This window comes from Arthrobacter sp. BB-1 (assembly GCF_006151685.1).
GTDB lineage: Bacteria > Actinomycetota > Actinomycetes > Actinomycetales > Micrococcaceae > Arthrobacter.
In genome coordinates, this window is sequence record NZ_VDEV01000012.1 from 288,863 (window position 1) to 310,079 (window position 21,217).

A 21,217-nucleotide genomic window follows, 5' to 3' on the forward strand; every position below is an offset into this window, starting at 1 on the left:
CGCCACCATGATCAAGGAATTCCGGTTACCGGACCTGGGCGAGGGACTCACCGAATCGGAGATCCTCAGCTGGAAGGTGGGAGTCGGCGACACCGTCAGCCTGAACCAGGTGATTGCCGAGGTTGAAACGGCCAAGGCAGTGGTGGAGCTCCCGTCCCCGTTCGCCGGGGTCATCAAGGAACTGCACGAACAGCCGGGTACCGTCGTGGAGGTGGGCAAGCCCATCGTCTCGTTCGAGGTAGCGGACGACGCCGGGACGGCACCTTCGGAGGGAGCGGGCGAGGCTGCGTCCGGGGCGGAGTCCGGGCCGCCGAAGAGGGAACCAAACCTCGTGGGGTACGGCGCCGTCGTCGAAAGCACCAGCCGGCCCGCGCGGCGGCCGCGGAACTTCCCGGCGGCCCGGCCTGCCGAATCCAGGCGAGTCGACAGCAGTCCTGCCGAAACCCGGCCCTTGGTGGTGGAGCCTGCCGAAACCGGTCCCGTCCAAAGCAAGCCTGCCGGGGTTGCTGCTGACCGCCCCCGTTCCACGCCGCCGGTCCGGAAGCTGGCGAAGGATCTCGGGGTGGACCTGGCGGATGTCGCCGGGACCGGTCCCCAGGGGCTGATCACCCGCGAGGACGTGCGGGACTTCGTGGAGGGCACGTCCGCTGGCGTTGGTGCAGTCGCTGGCGTGGGCCACGAAGCAGCTGCTCCTACGGCGGCCGCGCGGCCGGGCGGGCGGGAGAGCCGGACCCCCATCAAGGGCGTCCGGAAACTCACGGCTGCCGCCATGGTGCAGAGTGCGTTCACCGCGCCGCATGCCACGGAATTCCTGACTGTCGACGTCACTCCGTCCATGGAACTGCTGGCCAGGCTCCGGGACAGCAGGGAATTCGCGGGCCGCAAGCTGACTCCGCTGACCCTCGCTGCGAAGGCAGTGCTTGTTGCCCTCCGGCACAATCCGTCGCTCAATTCGCGCTGGGACGAGGAAAACCAGGAGATTGTCACGTTCGACTACGTGAACCTCGGCATAGCGGCTGCAACCCCCAGGGGCCTCACGGTGCCCAACATCAAGGACGCGGACTCTCTGTCCCTGGCACAGTTGGCGGAAGCACTGACAGCGCTCGCGGAAACCGCCCGCGCCGGCAAGACCCCGCCCGCGGACCTGTCCGGAGGCACCATCTCCATCACCAATATCGGCGTCTTCGGGATCGACGCCGGCACGCCCATTCTGAATCCCGGGGAAGCGGCGATCCTTGCCCTGGGGGCCGTGCGGAAGATGCCGTGGGAGTATCGCGGCGAGATTGCCCTGCGCCAGGTGATGACCCTGAGCCTGTCCTTTGACCACCGGCTGGTGGATGGCGAACAGGGCTCGCGGTTCCTCGCAGGAGTGGGTGCCATCCTGGCCGATCCCGGCATGGTCCTGACCATGGTCTAAATCCAGCGGTTACCTGCAGGGGCGGCCCTGGACCGCTTGAGCGTTGCTGCCCGGCACCGCTTAAGCGGTCCAAGGCCGTTCGTGCTGGGGGCCAGGGGAGGCGTCAACCAGCAACGCGGCCAGTGCCATGCTCTCGAGCAGCGGGCGGGCGGTTCCGGCTGCCACCTTCCGGCCGTGGCTGCGGACCGAATGGGGGGTGGAGTTGATCAGGCCAAACGTGGCATGGGCACGCATCCGGAGCTCTGAAATGTCGGTTGCGGGATGGAGCCTCGCCAGGACATCCACCCAGACCTCCACGTAACTGCGCTGGAGGGTCCGCACCGCGTCCTGGTCCTGTTCAGACAGGCTGCTGAAGTCCCGGTCCTGGACCCGGATCACGTCCGGCTTGCCCAGGGCAAAATCCACCTGGAACTCCACCAGCCCCCGAAGCGCGGCCAGGGGGTCCGCATTGGCCGCCACCACCCGGCGCCCGCCGTCCAGCAGTTCCTGGCTGACGGTGACCAGCAGGTCGGCCAGCACCGCCTGCTTGCCCGGGAAATGGCGGTATACGGCCGGGCCGCTGACGCCCGCGGCAGCACCGAGGTCTTCCAGGGAAACCCGGTTGAAGCCGTGCAGGGCAAACAGCGAAGCGGCAGCGGACAGCAGCGCCCGGCGGCGGTTCTCCTTTGCCCTGCTGCGCTGGGTTGTACTGCTGGACTGGGTTGTACTGCTGGACTGGGTTGTACTGCCGCGCTGTTGGGTACTGCTGGGCTGCGCTGGACTGCTGCGCTCGCCAGCCGGCGCGGCGTTGGTGCTTGGCACAATTCCTCCTCGGACCCGGTGAGTCTAGCAAGGCAGCCCTGTGTTGGACATCACAGTTAATCGAGACTAACCTGAATTTCAGTTACTCAGCACTAACCGAGTTGGCTTCGCCCGCCGGTCCGAACATGAACAGGATGCGTCAATGGAGACCATTGCCAGCCGGCTCGATCCCTCGAGCGGGGCCTTCGTGGAAAACCGCGAAGCACAGCTGCAGCTGGTGGCGGACCTGCGGAAAAGGCTTGCGGACGCAGCCCTGGGCGGCCCGGAGAAGTCCAGGCAGCGCCACGTGGCCCGGGGAAAGCTCCTGCCCCGCGAGCGCATCGACCAGCTGCTCGACGACGGCAGCCCCTTCCTCGAAATCGGCCCGCTGGCCGCGAACGGGATGTACAACAACGAGGCCCCCGGCGCCGGCGTCATCGCGGGCATCGGGCTGGTCCATGGGCGCCACGTGCTGGTCATCTCCAATGACGCCACGGTCAAGGGCGGCACCTACTATCCGCTGACCGTCAAGAAGCACCTGCGGGCCCAGGAGATCGCCCTCGAAAACCGGCTGCCCTGCATCTACCTGGTGGATTCCGGCGGAGCGTTCCTGCCCAAGCAGGACGAGGTGTTTCCGGACAAGGAGCATTTCGGGCGTATCTTCTACAACCAGGCACGGCTGTCCGCGGCCAAGATTCCCCAGATCGCCTCGGTCATGGGTTCCTGCACCGCCGGCGGCGCCTACGTGCCGGCCATGAGCGACGAAACGGTCATCGTCCGGAACCAGGGCACCATCTTCCTGGGCGGGCCGCCGCTGGTAAAGGCCGCGATCGGAGAGATCGTCACTCCGGAAGAGCTTGGCGGCGGGGACGTCCACTCAAGGATTTCGGGCGTGACGGACCACCTTGCCGAAAACGACGAACACGCGCTGCAGATCATCCGCGACATCGTCTCCACCCTCCCGCCGCCGGCGCGGCCGGCGTGGGACGTAAGTGCCGCCGTCGAACCGTCAGCAGACCCTGACGGGCTGTACGGTGCCGTGCCCACGGACGTCAACGCCCCGTATGACGTCCACGAGGTGATCGCCCGGCTGGTGGACGGCAGCCGGTTCCATGAATTCAAGAAGGAGTACGGCGCCACCCTGGTAACCGGCTTCGCCAGGCTGCACGGCCACCCTGTGGGCATCGTGGCCAACAACGGCGTGCTCTTCAGCGAGTCATCCCTCAAAGGCGCGCACTTCATCGAACTCTGCGACCAGCGCGGCATTCCGCTGGTCTTCCTGCAGAACATCTCCGGCTTCATGGTGGGCAAGGACTCGGAGCAAGGAGGCATCGCCAAGAACGGCGCCAAGATGGTCACGGCCGTGGCCACCGCCCGGGTGCCCAAGCTGACGGTGGTCATCGGCGGCTCCTTCGGCGCCGGCAACTACTCCATGTGCGGCCGCGCGTACTCACCCCGGTTCCTGTGGATGTGGCCGGCAGCCCGGATCTCGGTCATGGGCGGCAACCAGGCGTCCAGCGTGCTGGCCACCGTGAAGCGGGACCAGTTCGAGGCCGCGGGCCAGAAATGGTCCGCCGAGGACGAGGAGGCCTTCAAAGCGCCCATCCGCCAACAGTACGAGGACCAGGGCAGCCCCTATTACTCCACTGCGCGGCTCTGGGATGACGGCGTGATAGATCCAGCCGATACCCGCACCGTGCTGGGGCTGGCGTTGGACGTCGTGTCCCGCACGCCGCTGCCGGAAACCTCCTTCGGCCTCTTCAGGATGTGAGCCCGCACATGACTACTCCTTCCTTCGCCGGTATCTCCACTGCAAACAGGCCCCTGTTCAGCACTGTCCTGGTGGCCAACCGCGGTGAGATCGCCTGCCGCGTGATCCGCACCCTCCGCGCGCTGGGAATCCGGTCGGTGGCCGTTTACAGCGATGCCGACGCCGGTGCGCGCCACGTGCGCGAAGCTGACGCTGCCGTGCGGATCGGCCCCGCCGCGGCCACGGAGAGCTACCTGAAGATCGAAGCCATCATCGAGGCCTGCCGCACGGCCGGAGCGGAAGCTGTGCATCCGGGCTACGGCTTCCTGAGCGAGAACGCCGACTTCGCCCGCGCCCTGGACCAGGCCGGCATCGCCTTCATCGGCCCCGGCGTTGAAGCGCTGGACATGATGGGGGACAAGATCCGCTCCAAGAACCACGTGGCGGGCTACGGCGTCCCCGTGGTGCCAGGCGTGGCGGAGCCCGGCATGACGGATGGGCAGCTGGTACAGGCAGCCGACGCCGTAGGGTTTCCGCTGCTGATCAAGCCCTCCGCGGGCGGCGGCGGCAAGGGCATGCACGTGGTGGAACGCCCGGAGGATCTGCCTGCGGCATTGGCCACCGCCCGGCGCGTGGCCGCCAGCGCCTTCGGCGACGACACCTTGTTCCTGGAACGCCTGGTATCCACTCCGCGGCACATCGAGGTGCAGGTGCTGGCGGACACCCACGGCAACGTCATCCACTTGGGCGAGCGTGAATGCTCGCTGCAGCGGCGTCACCAGAAGGTCATCGAGGAGGCGCCGTCGCCCTTGCTCGAAGCGCACCCGGACGGTGCTGCCCTCCGTGCCCGCATCGGCGAGGCCGCCTGCAATGCCGCCCGCAGCGTCAATTACAGCGGCGCCGGGACCGTCGAGTTCCTCGTCTCAGACGACGAACCGGAGCAGTTCTACTTCATGGAGATGAATACCAGGCTGCAGGTGGAGCACCCGGTCACCGAAATGGTCACCGGTATCGACCTCGTCGAGTGGCAGGTGCGGATCGCCGCCGGCGCGGAACTCACCGTCCGGCAGGCCGACGTCGAACTTAACGGCCACGCCGTGGAGGCGCGCGTTTACGCGGAGGTGCCGGAAAGGAATTTCCTGCCCTCCACAGGGAGGGTGCTCCTGCTGCATGAGCTGCCCGGCCCGCGGCAGCGGCCCAGCGCGCTGGAGCGCACCGAAGTGGTGGCCGCCCGGGGCAGGGTCCGCGTGGACTCATCGCTGATCGAAGGACTGGAGCTCTCGTCCAGTTACGATCCGATGATCTCCAAGGTCATCGCCTGGGGCAAGGACCGGACCGACGCCCTGGATACGCTGGACGAGGCCCTCACCGGATACACGGCCCTGGGCGTGCACACGAACGTTGAGTACCTTCGCCTGCTGATTAACGACGGCGACGTCCGGGCCGGGCGGCTGGACACCGGCCTGATCGGGCGCAGGATGCCCGAACTCGCTTTCCGCCGGGCAGGCGCCTTCGAATTCGTGGCAGCCGCGCTCTACGCGGCCGAGCTGGAACGCCAAAACACACCGCTCCCGCCGGCCGGCCCCTGGCAGCGGCAGGACGGTTGGCGGGTGGGCCAGGCAGCGCCGCGGCGCATCAGCATCGGAACGCCCGACGGCGGCGTGGCCACCGTGGCAGTCAGCGGCATGGAGGTGCCGGAGGGCCTGGCCCGGGCCTCTGAGCCGATCCAGGCATCCGTCCAGGTGGACGGCGGGCCCCTGCGCCGCGTCTCACTGTCCCTCGTATCACGGAGCAGCTTCCGGCTGGAGCTCGACGGCGAGGCCAGGGAGTACTCGCTGGCCCCGGTCTACACCGGAGCGGCGGGCCCCACGTGGACCAACCCGCTGCCCGGCGCTCCGTCGGAGCTCTTCTTCGGCCATGAAGGCTGGTCCTGCCGGCTGGAAGTCCTGACCCGCGAAGCGCGGCTTGAGCGGGTCCTTGCGGCGATACAGCGGGAGGAGGGCGCTGCCGATCCGGCGGTGCGCTCACCCATGCCGGGAACCGTGGTGTCCGTCCCGGTCAGCGACGGGGACACGGTGAAGACCGGCCAGGTGCTGGTTTCGGTGGAGGCCATGAAGATGGAGCACCAGCTCCTGGCTCCCCTGGAGGGGACGGTACACCTGAGCATCCGTCCCGGAGACCTGGTGAAGGCGGACCAGGTCCTGGCCACGGTCCATCCCCTGGTAGATACAAACACCCCTAACGATCCCAACGGCGAAGGAGCCTAGACATGGCAGGGTTTGAACTCAGCGAGGAATACCAGGACCTCAGCGACACCGTCCGGGACTTCGCGGACACCGTGGTGGCACCCGTTTCCGCGAAGCACGACGAGGAGCACAGCTTCCCCTACGAGGTGGTGAAGCAGATGGGGGAGATGGGGCTGTTCGGCCTGCCCTTCCCCGAGGAGTTCGGCGGAATGGACGGCGACTACTTCGCCCTGGCCCTCGCCCTGGAGCAGTTGGGCCGGGTGGACCAGTCCGTGGCCATCACCCTTGAAGCGGGGGTTTCCCTGGGCGCCATGCCCATCTACCGGTTTGGTACGGACGCGCAGAAGCAGGAGTGGCTGCCCATGCTGGCGTCGGGACAGGCGCTCGCAGGCTTCGGCCTCACCGAACCTGAGGCAGGATCAGACGCGGGCGGCACCAAGACCCACGCCCGGCGGGAGACTGCCGGCGACAGGACAGAGTGGGTGATCAACGGGAACAAGGAGTTCATCACCAACTCCGGAACGGACATCACGCGCCTTGTCACCGTCACCGCCGTCACTGGCCAAAAGGACCGCGGTGACGGCACACTGCAAAAGGAAATCTCCACCATCCTGGTGCCCACCGATACCCCGGGTTTCAAGGCGGAGAAGCCCTACAACAAGGTGGGCTGGAACGCCTCGGACACCCATCCGCTGACCCTGAAGGATGTCCGCGTCCCGGAGGCCAACCTGCTGGGGGTGGAGGGGCGCGGCTACGCCAACTTCCTGTCCATTCTGGACGAGGGCCGCATCGCCATCGCGGCACTGGCCACCGGTGCAGCCCAGGGTTGCGTGGACCTGTCGGTCAAGTACGCCAGGGAACGCAGCGCTTTCGGGCAGAACATCGGGAAGTACCAGGCCATTTCGTTCAAGATTGCGCGCATGGAAGCCCGGGCCCATACCGCCCGCCTGGCCTACTATGATGCGGCGTTCCGCATGCTTGCCGGCAAGCCGTTCAAGACGCAGGCGGCCATCGCTAAGATGGTCGCAGGCGAGGCAGCCATGGACAACGCGCGGGATGCCACCCAGGTATTCGGCGGCTATGGCTTCATCAACGAGTTCACCGTGGCACGCCACTACCGCGACTCCAAGATCCTTGAAGTGGGGGAGGGCACCACGGAGGTCCAGCTGATGCTGATCGCCCGCGAGCTGGGCCTGTAGCAACGGGTCTGTAGTAACTTCGGAGTTAGCCGGCCTGAGAGGATCACTGATGATTGACAAGGTTGTTGCCAGCGCTGACGAAGCTGTCGCGGACATACCGGACGGCGCCTCCCTGGCGGTGGGCGGGTTCGGTCTCTGCGGCATCCCGGTCACCCTGATCGACGCGCTGCACCGGGCCGGAACAGCGGAGCTGGAAACCGTCAGCAACAACTGCGGTGTGGACGACTGGGGCCTGGGCATCCTGCTCCGGGACGGCCGCATCCGCCGCACCATCAGCTCCTACGTAGGGGGGAACAAGGAGTTCGCGCGGCAGTACCTGGCCGGCGAACTCGAGGTGGTGCTCACCCCGCAGGGCACCCTGGCCGAGAAACTGCGCGCCGGCGGCGCCGGCATCCCGGCTTTCTACACCAAGGCGGGCGTTGGCACGCAGGTGTCCGAGGGCGGACTGCCGCAGAAGTACGACGCCGAGGGCGGGATTGCGATCGCATCGGCACCAAAGGAGGTCCGCTCCTTCGCCGGGGTCGACTACGTGCTGGAGGAATCGTTGACGCCGGACTTCGGGCTGGTGCACGCCTGGAAGGGCGACCGCCACGGAAACCTGGTGTTCCACGCCACGGCAATGAACTTCAACCCGCTCTGCGCCATGGCAGGAAAGATCACCATCGCCGAGGTGGAGGAACTGGTGGAGCCGGGCGAACTGGACCCGGAACACATCCATACTCCAGGAATCTTCGTCCAGCGGGTGGTGCTGGCCGCCAACGCGGAAAAGCGCATTGAAAAACGCACCGTTGCCCTTCCCCGGCCAGGCAGTGGAACATCCGGGAACGAGGCCGGCACCCACCGGCAGGCAGGAGCATAGCCATGGATCCCAACAGCCCCTACGCTCCACGGCCCGAAGGCGTCCGCCCAGAATACCGCCGGGCGGCCGCCCAACAGCACGACATGACTGGCGACGCCGCCGGCACCAAAGGCTGGACCCGGAACGAACTCGCCGCCCGGGTGGCCAGGGAACTCAGCAACGGGCAGTACGTCAACCTGGGGATCGGCATGCCCACGCTGATCCCCAACTACATCCCCGACGGCGTGGAAGTGGTGCTCCACTCCGAAAACGGAATCCTCGGCGTCGGACCTTATCCTGCGGAGGACGCCGTTGACCCGGACCTCATCAATGCCGGCAAGGAAACCGTCACGGTCAACAAGGGCGCCGCCTTCTTCGACTCCGCGTCATCCTTCGGGATGATCCGCGGGGGCCACGTGGACGTGGCAGTCCTGGGTGCCATGGAAGTTGCCGCCAACGGCGACCTGGCGAACTGGATGATCCCGGGCAAGATGGTCAAGGGCATGGGCGGCGCCATGGACCTGGTGTTCGGCGCCAAGAAGGTGATCGTGATGATGGAGCACGTGGACCGCAACGGCAACCCGAAGATTGTCCAGCAGTGCTCCCTGCCCCTGACGGGCAAAGGCTGCGTGGACCGCATCATCACGGACCTGGCGGTTATCGACGTCGTCGCGGACGAGTCCGGTTCCCGGCTGGTACTGCGGGAACTGGCGCCCAACGTCTCCGTGGAGGACGTGGCAGCCGCCACCGGCGCGGATCTTTTCGAAGAGGACCGGGAACTGACCGTATGACGGGCGCCCAGGGCGAGCCGCGCGTCATTGAGCAGCGCGGGCTCTATTTCGACGAACTGGAGGAGGGGGTTACCTACGCCCACCGCCCCGGGCGCACGGTGACGGAAACGGACAATGTCCTGTTCACCACGCTCACCATGAACACACAGGCGCTGCACCTGGATGCCGCCTGGAGTGCCGGCCAGCCGTTCGGCCAGCGGCTCATGAACTCGATGTTCACCCTGGCCACCATGGTGGGCCAGTCCGTTTCCCAGCTGACCCAGGGCACCATCATTGCCCAGCTGGGCCTGGCCGACGTCTCATTCCCGCATCCGCTGTACCACGGCGACACCCTGTACACCGAGACCGTGATCAGCGGCAAGAGGCTGTCCGGATCGCGGCCGGGGCAGGGGATCGTGACCATGGAGCACACAGGCCGGAACCAGGACGGCACGGTGGTGGCACTGGCCACGCGGAGCTGCCTGATGTGGACGCGGGAAGCCCACCAGGCGCACCTCCGCGGTGGACAAGCCGACGGACAGGAGACAATGCCGGTATGACTTTTGTGATGGGTTCCGCCCTGCTGTTCTGCCCTGCCGACCGGCCGGAGCGCTACCAGAAGGCCGCCGACCGTGCCGACGCCGTCATCCTGGACCTTGAGGACGCCGTGGCGCCGGCGGACAAACAGCGCGCCCGGGGCGCCATCCTTGCCCAGGTGGGCGCAACGGGCGACGTGCCGGAGCTGGAGCCCAGCAGGACCATCATCAGGATGAACCCGGCAGGAACCGAGGAATTCGAGAAGGACCTGCACTGCCTGAAGCACACGCCGTACCACACTGTCATGCTGGCCAAGACAGAAACCGCCCAGCAGCTTGAGGCACTTGAGGGCTACCAGGTGATCGCGCTGTGCGAAACAGCACTGGGGGTGCTCAATGCCCCCGCCATTGCCGCCGCCCCTAACGTCGTGGCACTGATGTGGGGAGCCGAGGACCTGCTGGCAACGCTCGGCGGGACCTCCAGCAGGAAGGACGACGGCGGCTACCGGGCCGTGGCCCTCCACGCCCGTTCGTCGGTGCTGCTCGCCGCGCGTGCCCACGGCAAGGAAGCTGTGGACGCCGTCTATACCAACATCCCGGACCTGGCCGGCCTCGCAGCGGAAGCTGCCGACGCCGTGGCTTCCGGTTTCAGCTCAAAAGCCTGCATCCATCCCAGCCAGGCGGCCGTGGTCCGTGCTGCCTACGCACCATCCGGTCCAGAAGTGGCCGCGGCTGAAGCCCTGCTTGAGGCTGCGGCGTCAGCAGGCTCGGGAGTGTTCCAGTACCAGGGAAAGATGATCGACGGTCCAATCATCAAGCACGCGCAGGAAATCATCCGCCGCGCCCAGGCCCTGGGTTAGCTGACCGTTTCATCACAGCCGCCCGGGCGAGCCTCAGCCCAGCCGGCCCGGCGAGCGCCGCAAAGACAGCGGCGGGATCGGCTCGTACAGCAGCCGCCGCACCCATCGGTCCCCGGTCTCCCGGAACTCCTTGCGGCTTGCGAACCGGTAATGGTAGCTGCGCACGCGCACCCAACGCGGCGCGGCGCCGTCGAACGGGTCATGGCGGAGGAGCCGCAACGTCTGCCGGTCCGCCTCCAGGAGCTTGCCGAGGAAGGCGTAGAACCACTCCTCGTGGACAGTCCGCAGCGGCAGGAACCACATCAGCCAGTCCAGGCGGAGGTGGTAGGGCGCCCACTGCCGCGGGAGCCTGCGGACGTCGCCAGGCTTGCCCTTGAAGCCGTACTCGCGCCACTCGGAGGAGTCGTCCGGGTCCTCGTCGAGGGTACCTTCAACAACGATTTCAATCCGCTGCTTGGTGACCGTGCCGAATGCGCCGTAGGTGTTGACCAGCTGCCACCGGTTGAAGCTGGCATTCATCAGCTGCCGGCGGGAGAAGAGGTTGCGCAGCGGCCAATAACTGAGCACCACCAGCAGCAGCGTGGCGGCCAGGGTGATGGCCAGCCACCACAGCGGCGTTTCCCGGTCCACGCCAGGCGCGCCGTGCCAGTCCAGCGGAATGGCCGGCAGGACGGCGTGGGCCACGGGGTCACTGACCGCGGCAAACGCCAGCACGATGGCAATCCAGTTCAGCCACGCGAAGTTGCCCGTGGCCACCAGCCAGAGCTGGGTGGCGATGACAATAGCTGCCGCGACGCTGGCAACAGGCTGTGGAGCAAACAGGAAGAACGGCACCACCAGCTGGGCGAAGTGGTTGCCCACCACTTCCACCTTATGCAGGGGCTTGGGCAGCAGATGCGCCTGCCGGCTTAGCGGCCCCGGCATGGGCTGCGTCTCGTGGTGGTAATAGAGGGCAGTCAGGTCGCGCCATTCCCGGCCGCCGCGGATCTTGATCATGCCGGCACCGAACTCCAGCCGGAACACCAGCCACACAACCAGGATCAGGATGGTGCGCGGCGGGTCTGTCTGGTCCGAGCCCAGGAAGGCCACCGTGAACCCGGCCTCCAGGAGCAGCATCTCCCAGCCGAAACCGTAGAACGTCTGGCCCACGTTCACGATGGACATGTACAGCAGCCACAGAACAAGGAACGCGACCAGGGGAACCCACGGCGGGCCCTGCTGCGGGATGCCGGCCACGAGCAGCGCCGATACCAGCAGCCCGACGGCACAGACCCACCGCAGCAGCTGGTCAGAGTACCGCCAACGGAACAGGGAGGGCCGGCGCAGGCGGCTGAAGCCGGAAAGGTACTCGGGAACCGGAAGCAGGCCGCGCTCACCCAACAAACCCGGGAACTGGTTCAGCGAGGACAGGAACGCAACGAAATACAGTGCTGCCACGCCTCGCTGCAGCACCTGCCGGGCGAACTCGTATTCCGGCGCATCAAACCAGGAGAGCCAGTCCACGCAGTCCACGTTACGCCCGCTCCCAACGGACCTGCCACTAGGATCGAGGGATGTTTGTGCTGGTGCTGATCGCCGTTGTTGCAGGCGCCCTGGCCCAGCGGATTGCCGGCCTGGGGTTTGGGCTGCTCGTGTCCCCGGTGCTGGTGGTGCTCCTTGGCCCCTTCGACGGCGTCATGATCATCAACCTCTGCGGGGCGTCATCGTCCCTCCTCATCCTTTCCCGGGTCTGGCGGCACGTGGCCTGGAAGAAGTACTTCGGCCTGGCGCTCGCCGCCCTGGCGGGCGTCCTGCCCGGAGCCTGGCTGGCCAGCAACGTGCCCGAAGCCCCGCTGGAAATCTGCATCGGCCTCCTGCTCATCGCCGCCCTGCTCGCATCCCAGCGGCTGACCAGGAGTTCATGGCGTGCCAGCGGCCCGGTACCCATGATGTCCCTGGGGTTTTCCAGCGGCCTGATGAACGCCGCCGCCGGAGTTGGCGGGCCTGCCATCACGGCCTATGCCATTGCCACCCGCTGGGAGCAGAAGAGCTTCAGCGCCACACTTCAGTCGTACTTCATCACCACCGGTTTTACGTCCCTGGCCAGCAAATATGTGCTGTCCGGCGGTCACATTCCCGCCCTGGAAGGCTGGCAGTGGCTGGCGATCCTGGCGGCAATGGTCACCGGAATCGTTGCCGGCGACCTGCTCTCCGGCCGGGTGCGTCCGTCCTCCGCCCGGCGCATCGTCACGGCCATCGCCTACCTGGGAGCTGTGTCCACCCTGGCCAAGGGCCTGGTGGAACTGGGAGCAGCCTAAGCGGTGCCGCCAGCCGTGACCGTGCCTGCGCTGCGTGTCCAGCCCCGCTCATCCTGCCCTTCTTGCGGCAGAGGGTGTCCGCGAGCGGTTGTCCGGCAGCGTGGTGCGGGATACTTAAGCAATGCAGCCACGCAGAATCGTCCTCCTCGGATCCACCGGTTCCATCGGCACCCAGGCGATTGACGTCGTCGACGGCGCCCCGCACCTTTTCGAAGTGGTGGCCCTCAGTGCCGGGGGAGGCAACCTGGAACTCCTGGCGCGCCAGGCGGTGCACACGGGGGCCCCTGTCATTGGCATCGCCGGCGGCGACCCCGGACAGCTGGCCTCCTTGGTGGCCGAAGCCGCAGCAGCGGCCGGCAAGCAGGGTTACCGGCCGGAAATCATTGCCGGCCCGGACGCGTCCACCCGTATTGCCGGTGTAGAGGCCGACGTGGTCCTTAACGGAATCACCGGTTCCATCGGCCTGGCGCCCACCTTGGCGGCGCTCAAATCCGGCGCCATGCTGGCGCTTGCCAATAAAGAGTCCCTTATTGTGGGCGGCTCACTGGTGAAGGCCGCTGCCCGCGAAGGCCAGATCGTGCCCGTGGATTCCGAACATTCGGCGATCGCCCAGTGCTTGCGTTCCGGGTCTGTCGCGGAGGTGGAAAAACTGATCCTCACCGCCTCCGGCGGCCCGTTCCGTGGCAGGAGCAGGGACCTGCTGCACGGCGTGACCCCGCAGGAGGCTTTGGCCCATCCCACCTGGGACATGGGCGTCATGGTCACCACCAACTCGGCGACCCTCGTCAACAAGGGCCTGGAGGTCATCGAGGCGCACCTGCTGTTCGATGTTCCCCTGGACCGGATCGACGTCGTGGTGCATCCGCAGTCCGTGGTCCACTCAATGGTGCAGTTCATCGACGGGTCCATCATTGCCCAAGCCTCTCCGCCGGACATGCGCCTGCCCATCGCCCTGGGGCTGGGCTGGCCGGACCGGGTGCCCAAAGCGGCCGCAGCCTGCGACTGGACAAAAGCCGCCACGTGGACGTTCGAGCCGCTGGACACGGAGGCCTTTCCCGCCGTCGGACTCGCCAAGGACGCCGCGAAGCAGGGCAGCACGTTCCCCGCCGTGTTCAACGCAGCCAACGAGGAAGCGGTGACAGCCTTCCACGCCGGGCGCATCAGGTTTACAGACATCGTGGACACCATCGAGTCCGTCCTCAGCGAACATTCAGGCTCCTCCGGGCTCACAGTGGAGTCAGTGCTGGATGCTGAGGACTGGGCACGCTCCCGCGCCCACGAACGTTTAGCAGTCAGCAGTCTCTAGGAAGCAGCAGCACGACAATGACCCCCGTTCTCCTCTTTGTCCTCGGCGTCGTCTTTGTGGCGATCGGCATCGCTGCCTCCATCGCGCTCCACGAAGTGGGCCACCTGGTGCCGGCCAAGCTCTTCAAGGTCCGCGTCACCAAGTACATGATCGGCTTCGGCCCCACGCTCTGGTCCCGGCGGAAAGGCGAAACAGAGTACGGCGTCAAGGCCATTCCGCTGGGCGGCTACGTGTCCATGATTGGCATGTACCCGCCCAACAAGGAAGACGGCTCGGTCCGCCCCTCCAGCACGGGCATGTTCCAGACACTGGCCACTGAAGCCCGGTCCGTGGCCCATGAGGAAGTGGGTCCCGGCGACGAGCACCGGGTTTTCTACCGGCTGCCTGTCTGGAAGAAGATCATCGTGATGCTGGGCGGGCCTGCCATGAACATGGTGCTCGGCGTGCTCCTCACCGCCGTCCTGCTGATGGGCTTTGGCGTCGCCACGGCCACCACCACCATCTCCGACGTCTCCAAGTGCCAGGTGGCGGCAGGGGAGACCGTGGACCCGGACTCCGCGGACTGCCGGCTCACGCCCGCCGCCGCGGCAGGACTCAAGCCCAGTGACAGGGTCATCGCCTTTGACGGAAAGGCCGTGGACAGCTGGGACCAGCTGACGGAATGGATCCGGGCCTCCGCGGGGCGCGAGGTAACCATCACCGTGGAGCGGGACGGCGCCCGGGTGTCCACCAACGTGACTCCGGTGCTGTCGGCCCGTCCCGTTATTGGGGCGGACGGACGCCAGGAAAAGGACGACGCCGGCAACCTTCGTTACCAGGACGTCGGCTTCCTGGGCATCGGTTCCCGGACTGAGCTGGTGGCCCAGCCGGCGTCGTCCGTTCTTCCGATGGCGGGGGAGAACATCCGCCAGGTGGCAGGGGTGGTCTTCAACCTGCCCGCACGCGTTGTGGGCGTGGCGAAGGCTGCCTTCAGCGAGGAGCCCCGCGACCCCAACGGCCCCATCAGCGTGGTGGGCGTGGGAAGGGTGGCCGGTGAAGTGGCCGCCATGGAAGAAATCCCCGTCCAGTCCCGCCTGGCAGCACTGATCGGCCTCCTGGCAGGGCTGAACTTCGCGTTGGCGGTGTTCAACCTGGTCCCGCTGCTGCCCCTGGACGGTGGACATGTTGCCGGCGCCCTGTATGAGGGCGCGCGGCGCCGGGTGGCCAGGCTGCTCGGCAAACCTGACCCGGGAGCCTTCGACATTGCGAAGCTGCTGCCGGCGACCTACGTAGTGGCCGCCTTGCTCATGGGCATGAGCGCGCTCCTCATCTATGCCGACATCGTGAAGCCGGTGAACCTCTTCGGCTGACGCCTGTGACTCCATCGAGAGGCGGGCCCTGCAGCCACCTCGAGAAAGGATGAACACATGAACTCCCGGAACATCGGACACTGGATCCGGGCGGGACTTTGGGCATTGCCGGCGGCGTGGCTGGTCACCGCGTGGTCCAGCCTGGAGCCCCAGCCGGACCAGGACAAGGACCCGGCCGCCTGGGCCCGGTTTGTCAGCTCCGACTCCTACCAGACCGGCCACCTCGTGGGCAGCACGCTGGGCACCGTCGTGGCAATCTTCGGGATCTTCGCCCTGGGCTGCTGCCTGGCCAACAGCCGGGCGGGACGGCTGGCGCTGGGAGCGATGGTCACTGCTGCCCTGGGCACCGCCCTGCTGCTGGTGCCGGCAGTAATTTCCACCTTTGTCACACCCGCTGTTGGAAGGGCTTATCTTGCAGGGAACCAGCAGGTGATGCAGCTGGAATTTCCTGGCTCCATGACCGGGACTTTCCTGCTGGGCCTCGTGCTCGCGTTTGTGGGAACGGTATTACTGGGCATCGCAGCGTGGCGTTCCCAACGGTTGCCCCGTCCGGCCGCGGCGCTCTGGGTTGCCGGGGCTGTGCTGTTCTACGCCCTCGGCGTTGTCCTGGGCCAGGCCACCACGGGGAGCAGCTTGCCTACCCAGGCCGCAGGAGCCGTGGCGATGGCGGTGGCCGGAGGATGGTTCGCGCTGGGCGGCACCCGTCAGGTGGCAGGTCCTGATGCTGTCCAGGGTGATCGGCGTCTATCAGCCTAATGCGGCTGATATTTACTAATCAGCCATTGATGGTTGATTTGGCGGGATCAGCTGCCTAGGGTGGGAACATGTACGTTCTCACCATTGACCAGCGGGGCAGCACCTCGGACGTGGACCGCGTCCCGGACCTGATCGCCGCGCTGCGGAACCTGACACCGGTTCCGTTCGAACGTTCAGTGGGTGACGAACTCCAGGGCGTCGTGGAACACGCTGCGGACGTGGTGGACATCGCCTTGCATGCACTGCGCAGCGGGTACTGGTACGTGGGGATCGGCATTGGCGGCGTCCAGCTCGCTCCGGGTGCCAGTCCCCGCGAAGGGTCCGGAAGCGGCTTCGTGGCGGCGCGCAGGGCGGTGGAACTGGCCAAGGGCGCAGCAGGCCAGGTCCCGTTGTCAGTGGTACCCGGCACCATGGTCCGTGGCAAGGACATCCGGTCCCCGCAACAGAAGAATGCAGCACAGGAAGGCATCACGGCCTGCTCAAACGCCCAGGCGGTGCTCCGGCTGATCGGGCGCCTGGTGCAGCAGCGCACGGAGGCCCAGTGGCGGGTGGTGGACCATCTGCGTGCGCAGGGGGACGGAAGGCACGGCAGCCAGAAGCAGGTGGCCCAGGAACTGGGAATCACCGAGCAGTCGGTGAGCCGTGCCGTGCTGAGGTCCGGATGGCAGGAAGAATGGGCGGCGAGGCCCGCAGCAGCCATGCTACTTGACCACGCGCAGTCCCTGATTGCCCGCACCCCGACAGAAGGAAACCAGTGAACGCACTCTGGATCACGGTTGCGCTGCTCGTGGCAGGATTCGCCGGCTGGCCTGTGACAGCACTGGTGTTCCGGCTCGCCAAGACCATTGATGACAAGGCAGACGCCGCCAAGGCGGCCGAAGAAGCCGGAAGGGCAGCCGATGATCCGTCCGCGGACGTGACCGTCGACCCCCCGACTCCACCCGGGGCCCAGAGTGTGGACGATGAGCTGACCGCCCGGGCCAGCACGCCGCCGTCGGGCAGTCCTGGCTCCGAGCCCGCGGCTCCCACCCAGCGGATCCTCCGTGGTGGTGCCATCATCGGAATCCTTGAGCGGCTGGGAGTATGCCTTGCCATTCTCACCGGCCAGCCGGTGGCCATCGCCTACATCGTGGCCATCAAGGGCCTGGGCAGGTTCGCGGAGCTGAAGGAAACCCCCGTGGCCGCCGAACGGTTCATCATCGGAACGCTGACGTCCATGCTGTGGGCCGCGGGAACGGCCGCGGCCGTCAAGGTCACCTTCCTGGCGTGATGAAAAAGGGGCGGCGGATCCATGGCAGGCTGCCGGCCGGATGCGTGCGAAGGCAGGCGGGGCGATAGGGTAGCGGTATGACAGTTTTTGCCGTTGAGTACGTTTATGCCGCCGAATCCACTGAAGAACGCAATGCCGTCCGGCCGGCGCACCGTGAATGGACCGCGGGCCTGGCCCAGGACGGCGCCATCCTGGCCAGCGGGCCGTACGGTGACGGTGCCGGGGCGCTGCTGATTTTCAAGGCCGCTGATGAAGCCTCCCTCAACTCGATCCTGAAGCAGGATCCGTTCGCAGCAGCGGGAGTCATCGCCGGAACCCGCATCACCGAATGGTCACCAGTTACCGGCATGCTGGCCGGCCTCGCCGCATAAGCCGCCTCCACTTTTCGAATCTCTAGGAGTCCTCGTGACCTCGGTCAGCCTGGGAATGCCCTCAGCACCGCCACCCGTCCTTGCCCCACGCCGCAAGACGCGGCAGATCAAAGTTGGCTCCGTCGGAGTCGGTTCGGATTCGCCCATCAGCGTGCAGTCCATGACCACCACGCCCACCACGGACATCAACGCCACCCTCCAGCAGATCGCCGAACTGACGGCCTCGGGCTGCGACATCGTCCGCGTGGCCTGCCCGTCCGCTGACGACGCGGAGGCGCTGCCCATCATTGCCCGGAAGTCCCAGATTCCCGTGATCGCGGACATCCACTTCCAGCCAAAGTACGTCTTCGCGGCCATCGAGGCCGGCTGCGCGGCGGTGCGGGTCAACCCCGGCAACATCCGCAAGTTCGACGACCAGGTCAAGGAGATCGCAGCGGCCGCCCGCGATCACGGGACGTCCATCCGCATCGGCGTGAACGCCGGCTCCCTGGAGCCCGGAATCCTGAAGAAGTACGGAAAGGCCACCCCGGAGGCACTCGTGGAGTCTGCCGTCTGGGAGGCCTCCCTGTTCGAGGAGCACGGCTTCCACGACTTCAAGATTTCCGTGAAGCACAACGACCCCGTCATCATGGTGGCGGCGTACGAGATGCTGGCAGAAAAAGGCGACTGGCCCCTCCACCTTGGGGTCACCGAGGCCGGACCGGCCTTCCAGGGCACCATCAAGTCCGCCACCGCCTTTGGCGCGCTCCTGTCCAGGGGCATCGGCGACACCATCCGGGTATCCCTCTCCGCCCCGCCGGTGGAGGAAATCAAGGTAGGCAACCAGATCCTGCAGTCCCTCAACCTGCGTCCCCGCAAGCTGGAAATCGTCTCCTGCCCCTCCTGCGGCCGCGCCCAGGTGGATGTCTACACGCTGGCCGAGCAGGTCACAGCCGGGCTGGAAGGAATGGAGATCCCGCTGCGCGTGGCGGTCATGGGCTGCGTGGTCAACGGCCCGGGCGAGGCCCGCGAAGCAGATCTTGGCGTTGCCTCCGGCAACGGCAAGGGCCAGATCTTTGTGAAGGGCGAGGTCATCAAGACTGTCCCCGAAAGCCAGATTGTTGAGACACTGATCGAAGAGGCCATGCGTATCGCGGAAGAGATGGGGGAAACCGATGGCGAAGATGCTGTCAAGGGTAGCCCCGTGGTTAGCGTCTCGTAAGGATGTCCCCGACCCGCCGGGGATTTCCGTGCGCGCCCTGGAGCGGGAGGACACTGCGGCGCTGAGGGTCCTGGCGCAGCGTGATCCGGTGACCAACGTGTTCATCCTGGCGCACCTGCGTACTGCGGGTTCCGCCGCGGCCACCAGCGGCGGCGCGGGGGTCCTGGGCGTGTTCGACGACGGCGTCCTGGCAGGTGCGTGCTGGGCAGGGGCCAACCTGGTCCCCGTCCAGCTGGACCCGGCCCTGGCCGGCGTGGTGGCTGCGGCGGCCAGTGCGTCGGGACGCCGCTACGCCTCCGCCTTCGGCCCCGCCCATTCCGTGCTGGCCCTTCATGCCGAGTTGGTTGAGCTGGGGCACCGGGCCCACGAGGTGCGCCCGGACCAGCCTTTGATGACTATCGGCGGGCCCCCGTCCGTTGAGCCGAACCCCGGGCTGGGTCTCGGAAACCTAGCTGATTTTGACCGCATCCTGCCGGCGTGCGCCGCGATGTTCGAGGAAGAAGTGGGATATTCCCCTTTCCTGGGCGGGCGGGAGTTCTACAGCCGCCGGGTGGAAAGCCTGATTCGGCAGGGCCATTCCCTCGTGCACCTGAACGACGCCGGCGAGGTGGTGTTCAAGGCCGAACTCGGTGCCGTCACCTCTGACGTCACGCAGATCCAGGGTGTCTGGATGAACCCCCTCTACCGCGGCAAGGGGCTGAGCTCCGGATACATGGCGGCGGTGGTGGAGCAGGCGCAAAAGGTGGCGCCCACCACCAGCCTCTACGTCAACGGCTTCAACACCCGCGCACGGGCCACTTACGAGCGGGTCGGCTTCCAGCAGGTGGGGACCTTCGCCACCGTTCTTTTCTAGGACTGCCCATCCCCGCCGGGCTCTCGCTTCCGGCCTTGCTCCCGCTTCCAGCCGCCCAGGTCTCCCGTGAGGTAGCGCTGCACATTGGGCGCCACCAGCCGCACCACATCCTCCGGGGCGGCGGACGCCAGCGGTTCCAGCCGGACCACGTAGCGGACCATCATCAGTCCCACCATTTGGGTCGCCACCAGGTCGCCGCGGAGCGCCACGTCCTCCTTTGTCCCGGGCACCCCCACCATGATCCGGCTGATGATGGCGCGGGTGACGGTCTCCCGCAGGAGGGCGGTCTTCGGCTTTGAGCCTATAGTCCCGCGCAGGAACGCCACCAGGCCTGGCTGGGCAGGGCTCTCCCACAGGCGCAGCACGGCCCGGACGATGAGTTCGGCCCGCTCCCCGGGGGGAGCATCCTCCACGCCGGCCAAGACCTCCTCGGGGTTGGCCGGAAGCTCCACGCTGAGGGCGAAGAGTTCGTCCTTGCCGTTGAAGAAATGGTGGATCATGGCCGGGTCCACGCCTGCCGACCGGGCCACCTGCCGCAGGCTGGTCCCCTCGAAGCCGTGCTCGGCGAACAGCCGCCGGGCCGCGTCCAGGATGTGGCCGCGCGACGCGTTTGTCCCGCCCCGGCGTCCCCGGCGTACAGCCGGTGGCTGTCCGTCCGCTGCGCTCACTCGCTCTGCCTGCGCAGGGTGAGTGAGGCCAGCACCAGGACTCCCACAACAATCGCCACCATGATCCCGGCGTCCTGCCACAGCTGTTCCGTGGCTTCCGTGTTGGCGGCTATCTCCTGCAGAGCGTCCACGGAGAACGTCAGGGGAAGGACGTTGGAGATTGCCTCAAGGACGTCATTCATGCGGTCGCGGGCCACGAACAGTCCGCACAGCAGGAGCTGGGGCACCACGACGACGGGCATGAACTGCACTGCCTGGAATTCCGTCCTTGCGAAGGCTGAGCACAGCAGTCCCAGCGCCACCCCCAGGACCGCGTTGATCACGGCGATCAGGACCACGTAGCCAGGGAACCCCTGGATATCAAGATCGAAAATCCAGTAGGCCACGGCGGTGGCCACCAGCGACTGCAGGGCGGCCATGATCGAAAACGCGAGGCCATAGCCAAAAAGGAGGTCGGCTTTGTGCACGGGCGTGGTGAGCAGCCGTTCCAGCGTTCCGGAGGTGCGCTCACGCAACATGGTGATGGAAGTGACCAGGAACATCACCACGAACGGGAAGATGGCCAGCATCATCAGGCCAACCCTGTCGAAGGTGCGGGGGACCCCCGGGGGCAGCGTCTCGTTTTCATACAGGAAGTAGACCGCCGTGAGCAGCAGCGCAGGCACCACCAGGATCAGGGCGATGCTTCGGTGGTCGTGCCGGAGCTGGTCCAGCACCCGGTGCGTCGTGGCGAGCATCATTCGGACGTCC

The 21,217-nt window shown here is 66.7% G+C and carries 21 protein-coding genes; 17 read left to right on the top strand and 4 right to left on the bottom strand.

Annotated elements, in window-relative coordinates:
- Positions 1-7 precede the first annotated feature (7 nt).
- Positions 8-1,417 carry a 2-oxo acid dehydrogenase subunit E2 gene (locus FHJ30_RS07495; RefSeq protein WP_240793626.1) on the top strand — a complete coding sequence of 470 codons (1,410 nt, stop codon included), beginning with the start codon at positions 8-10 and terminating at the stop codon, positions 1,415-1,417.
- A 60-nt stretch (positions 1,418-1,477) separates the two neighbouring features.
- On the opposite strand, the gene FHJ30_RS07500 is transcribed toward FHJ30_RS07495, so the two are convergent.
- A complete protein-coding gene (locus FHJ30_RS07500; protein ID WP_139028675.1) occupies positions 1,478-2,218 on the bottom strand; it encodes a TetR/AcrR family transcriptional regulator in 741 nt (246 codons plus the stop codon).
- Positions 2,219-2,360: 142 nt separating this feature from the next.
- Between FHJ30_RS07500 and FHJ30_RS07505 the strand changes: the two genes are divergently transcribed.
- Genes FHJ30_RS07505 through FHJ30_RS07535 form a run of 7 tightly spaced genes read left to right on the top strand, consistent with a single transcriptional unit; the run spans position 2,361 to position 10,396 of the window.
- Positions 2,361-3,968, top strand: a complete 1,608-nt coding sequence (locus tag FHJ30_RS07505; RefSeq protein WP_139028676.1) for a carboxyl transferase domain-containing protein — start codon at positions 2,361-2,363, stop codon at positions 3,966-3,968.
- An 8-nt stretch (positions 3,969-3,976) separates the two neighbouring features.
- A complete protein-coding gene (locus FHJ30_RS07510; RefSeq protein WP_139028677.1) occupies positions 3,977-6,214 on the top strand; it encodes a biotin carboxylase N-terminal domain-containing protein in 2,238 nt (745 codons plus the stop codon).
- Positions 6,215-6,216: 2 nt separating this feature from the next.
- Complete coding sequence (locus FHJ30_RS07515) at positions 6,217-7,392, top strand: acyl-CoA dehydrogenase family protein (protein ID WP_139028678.1); 1,176 nt, start codon at positions 6,217-6,219, stop codon at positions 7,390-7,392.
- A gap of 49 nt (positions 7,393-7,441) precedes the next feature.
- Complete coding sequence (locus tag FHJ30_RS07520) at positions 7,442-8,251, top strand: CoA transferase subunit A (protein WP_139028679.1); 810 nt, start codon at positions 7,442-7,444, stop codon at positions 8,249-8,251.
- A 2-nt stretch (positions 8,252-8,253) separates the two neighbouring features.
- Complete coding sequence (locus tag FHJ30_RS07525; RefSeq protein ID WP_139028680.1) at positions 8,254-9,021, top strand: CoA transferase subunit B; 768 nt, start codon at positions 8,254-8,256, stop codon at positions 9,019-9,021.
- Complete coding sequence (locus tag FHJ30_RS07530; RefSeq protein ID WP_139028681.1) at positions 9,018-9,560, top strand: MaoC family dehydratase; 543 nt, start codon at positions 9,018-9,020, stop codon at positions 9,558-9,560. The genes FHJ30_RS07525 and FHJ30_RS07530 overlap by 4 nt, the downstream gene beginning before the upstream one ends.
- Positions 9,557-10,396: a CoA ester lyase gene (locus tag FHJ30_RS07535; protein ID WP_139028682.1), complete on the top strand. Its 840-nt coding sequence runs from the start codon at positions 9,557-9,559 to the stop codon at positions 10,394-10,396. Before FHJ30_RS07530 ends, FHJ30_RS07535 begins: the two co-directional genes overlap by 4 nt.
- Positions 10,397-10,429: 33 nt before the next feature.
- On the opposite strand, the gene FHJ30_RS07540 is transcribed toward FHJ30_RS07535, so the two are convergent.
- Positions 10,430-11,899, bottom strand: coding sequence for a lipase maturation factor family protein (locus FHJ30_RS07540; protein WP_139028683.1), 1,470 nt, complete (start codon positions 11,897-11,899; stop codon positions 10,430-10,432).
- Between the two features lie 50 nt (positions 11,900-11,949).
- Here FHJ30_RS07540 and FHJ30_RS07545 point away from each other — a divergent pair, with 50 nt between their 5' ends.
- The 9 genes from FHJ30_RS07545 (at position 11,950) to FHJ30_RS07585 (ending at position 19,799) form a co-directional block, all read left to right on the top strand.
- Entirely contained in the window at positions 11,950-12,693 is a 744-nt protein-coding gene (locus FHJ30_RS07545; protein WP_139028684.1) for a TSUP family transporter, read from the top strand.
- A gap of 121 nt (positions 12,694-12,814) precedes the next feature.
- The gene (gene dxr / locus FHJ30_RS07550; RefSeq protein WP_139028685.1) at positions 12,815-13,999 is read left to right on the top strand and encodes a 1-deoxy-D-xylulose-5-phosphate reductoisomerase; all 1,185 of its coding nucleotides are present in this window, start codon (positions 12,815-12,817) and stop codon (positions 13,997-13,999) included.
- Between the two features lie 17 nt (positions 14,000-14,016).
- The gene (locus FHJ30_RS07555) at positions 14,017-15,348 is read left to right on the top strand and encodes an RIP metalloprotease (RefSeq protein WP_139028686.1); all 1,332 of its coding nucleotides are present in this window, start codon (positions 14,017-14,019) and stop codon (positions 15,346-15,348) included.
- 57 nt (positions 15,349-15,405) lie between these two features.
- Positions 15,406-16,104 (top strand): hypothetical protein, encoded by a 699-nt coding sequence (locus FHJ30_RS07560; protein WP_139028687.1) that lies wholly within the window; start codon positions 15,406-15,408, stop codon positions 16,102-16,104.
- 68 nt (positions 16,105-16,172) lie between these two features.
- On the top strand, positions 16,173-16,862 hold the full coding sequence (locus FHJ30_RS07565) for a MarR family transcriptional regulator (RefSeq protein WP_139028688.1): 690 nt from the start codon (positions 16,173-16,175) through the stop codon (positions 16,860-16,862).
- Entirely contained in the window at positions 16,859-17,374 is a 516-nt protein-coding gene (locus FHJ30_RS07570) for a hypothetical protein (protein ID WP_139028689.1), read from the top strand. The genes FHJ30_RS07565 and FHJ30_RS07570 overlap by 4 nt, the downstream gene beginning before the upstream one ends.
- 77 nt (positions 17,375-17,451) lie before the next feature.
- On the top strand, positions 17,452-17,745 hold the full coding sequence (locus FHJ30_RS07575) for a YciI family protein (RefSeq protein WP_139028690.1): 294 nt from the start codon (positions 17,452-17,454) through the stop codon (positions 17,743-17,745).
- Positions 17,746-17,779: 34 nt separating this feature from the next.
- Positions 17,780-18,946, top strand: coding sequence for a flavodoxin-dependent (E)-4-hydroxy-3-methylbut-2-enyl-diphosphate synthase (ispG, locus tag FHJ30_RS07580; protein ID WP_139028691.1), 1,167 nt, complete (start codon positions 17,780-17,782; stop codon positions 18,944-18,946).
- Positions 18,909-19,799 carry a DUF4081 domain-containing GNAT family N-acetyltransferase gene (locus tag FHJ30_RS07585; protein WP_139028794.1) on the top strand — a complete coding sequence of 297 codons (891 nt, stop codon included), beginning with the start codon at positions 18,909-18,911 and terminating at the stop codon, positions 19,797-19,799. The genes ispG and FHJ30_RS07585 overlap by 38 nt, the downstream gene beginning before the upstream one ends.
- Here the strand turns inward: FHJ30_RS07585 and FHJ30_RS07590 are convergent.
- Both FHJ30_RS07590 and FHJ30_RS07595 read right to left on the bottom strand, forming a co-directional pair.
- On the bottom strand, positions 19,796-20,467 hold the full coding sequence (locus tag FHJ30_RS07590) for a TetR family transcriptional regulator (protein WP_139028692.1): 672 nt from the start codon (positions 20,465-20,467) through the stop codon (positions 19,796-19,798). The two genes, FHJ30_RS07585 and FHJ30_RS07590, sit on opposite strands and share 4 nt — an antisense overlap.
- Positions 20,464-21,207 (bottom strand): ABC transporter permease, encoded by a 744-nt coding sequence (locus tag FHJ30_RS07595; protein ID WP_139028795.1) that lies wholly within the window; start codon positions 21,205-21,207, stop codon positions 20,464-20,466. Before FHJ30_RS07595 ends, FHJ30_RS07590 begins: the two co-directional genes overlap by 4 nt.
- Between the last annotated feature and the right edge of the window lie 10 nt (positions 21,208-21,217).

Excerpts from the sequence above, each read along its gene's own strand:
- FHJ30_RS07495 (WP_240793626.1), top strand. The coding sequence starts at position 8 with ATGATCAAGGAATTCCGGTTACCGGACCTGGGCGAGGGACTCACCGAA.
- FHJ30_RS07505 (WP_139028676.1), top strand. The coding sequence starts at position 2,361 with ATGGAGACCATTGCCAGCCGGCTCGATCCCTCGAGCGGGGCCTTCGTG.
- FHJ30_RS07510 (WP_139028677.1), top strand. The coding sequence starts at position 3,977 with ATGACTACTCCTTCCTTCGCCGGTATCTCCACTGCAAACAGGCCCCTG.
- FHJ30_RS07515 (WP_139028678.1), top strand. The coding sequence starts at position 6,217 with ATGGCAGGGTTTGAACTCAGCGAGGAATACCAGGACCTCAGCGACACC.
- FHJ30_RS07520 (WP_139028679.1), top strand. The coding sequence starts at position 7,442 with ATGATTGACAAGGTTGTTGCCAGCGCTGACGAAGCTGTCGCGGACATA.
- FHJ30_RS07525 (WP_139028680.1), top strand. The coding sequence starts at position 8,254 with ATGGATCCCAACAGCCCCTACGCTCCACGGCCCGAAGGCGTCCGCCCA.
- FHJ30_RS07530 (WP_139028681.1), top strand. The coding sequence starts at position 9,018 with ATGACGGGCGCCCAGGGCGAGCCGCGCGTCATTGAGCAGCGCGGGCTC.
- FHJ30_RS07535 (WP_139028682.1), top strand. The coding sequence starts at position 9,557 with ATGACTTTTGTGATGGGTTCCGCCCTGCTGTTCTGCCCTGCCGACCGG.
- FHJ30_RS07545 (WP_139028684.1), top strand. The coding sequence starts at position 11,950 with ATGTTTGTGCTGGTGCTGATCGCCGTTGTTGCAGGCGCCCTGGCCCAG.
- dxr (WP_139028685.1), top strand. The coding sequence starts at position 12,815 with ATGCAGCCACGCAGAATCGTCCTCCTCGGATCCACCGGTTCCATCGGC.
- FHJ30_RS07555 (WP_139028686.1), top strand. The coding sequence starts at position 14,017 with ATGACCCCCGTTCTCCTCTTTGTCCTCGGCGTCGTCTTTGTGGCGATC.
- FHJ30_RS07560 (WP_139028687.1), top strand. The coding sequence starts at position 15,406 with ATGAACTCCCGGAACATCGGACACTGGATCCGGGCGGGACTTTGGGCA.
- FHJ30_RS07565 (WP_139028688.1), top strand. The coding sequence starts at position 16,173 with ATGTACGTTCTCACCATTGACCAGCGGGGCAGCACCTCGGACGTGGAC.
- FHJ30_RS07575 (WP_139028690.1), top strand. The coding sequence starts at position 17,452 with ATGACAGTTTTTGCCGTTGAGTACGTTTATGCCGCCGAATCCACTGAA.
- FHJ30_RS07585 (WP_139028794.1), top strand. The coding sequence starts at position 18,909 with ATGCTGTCAAGGGTAGCCCCGTGGTTAGCGTCTCGTAAGGATGTCCCC.
- FHJ30_RS07595 (WP_139028795.1), bottom strand. The coding sequence starts at position 21,207 with ATGATGCTCGCCACGACGCACCGGGTGCTGGACCAGCTCCGGCACGAC.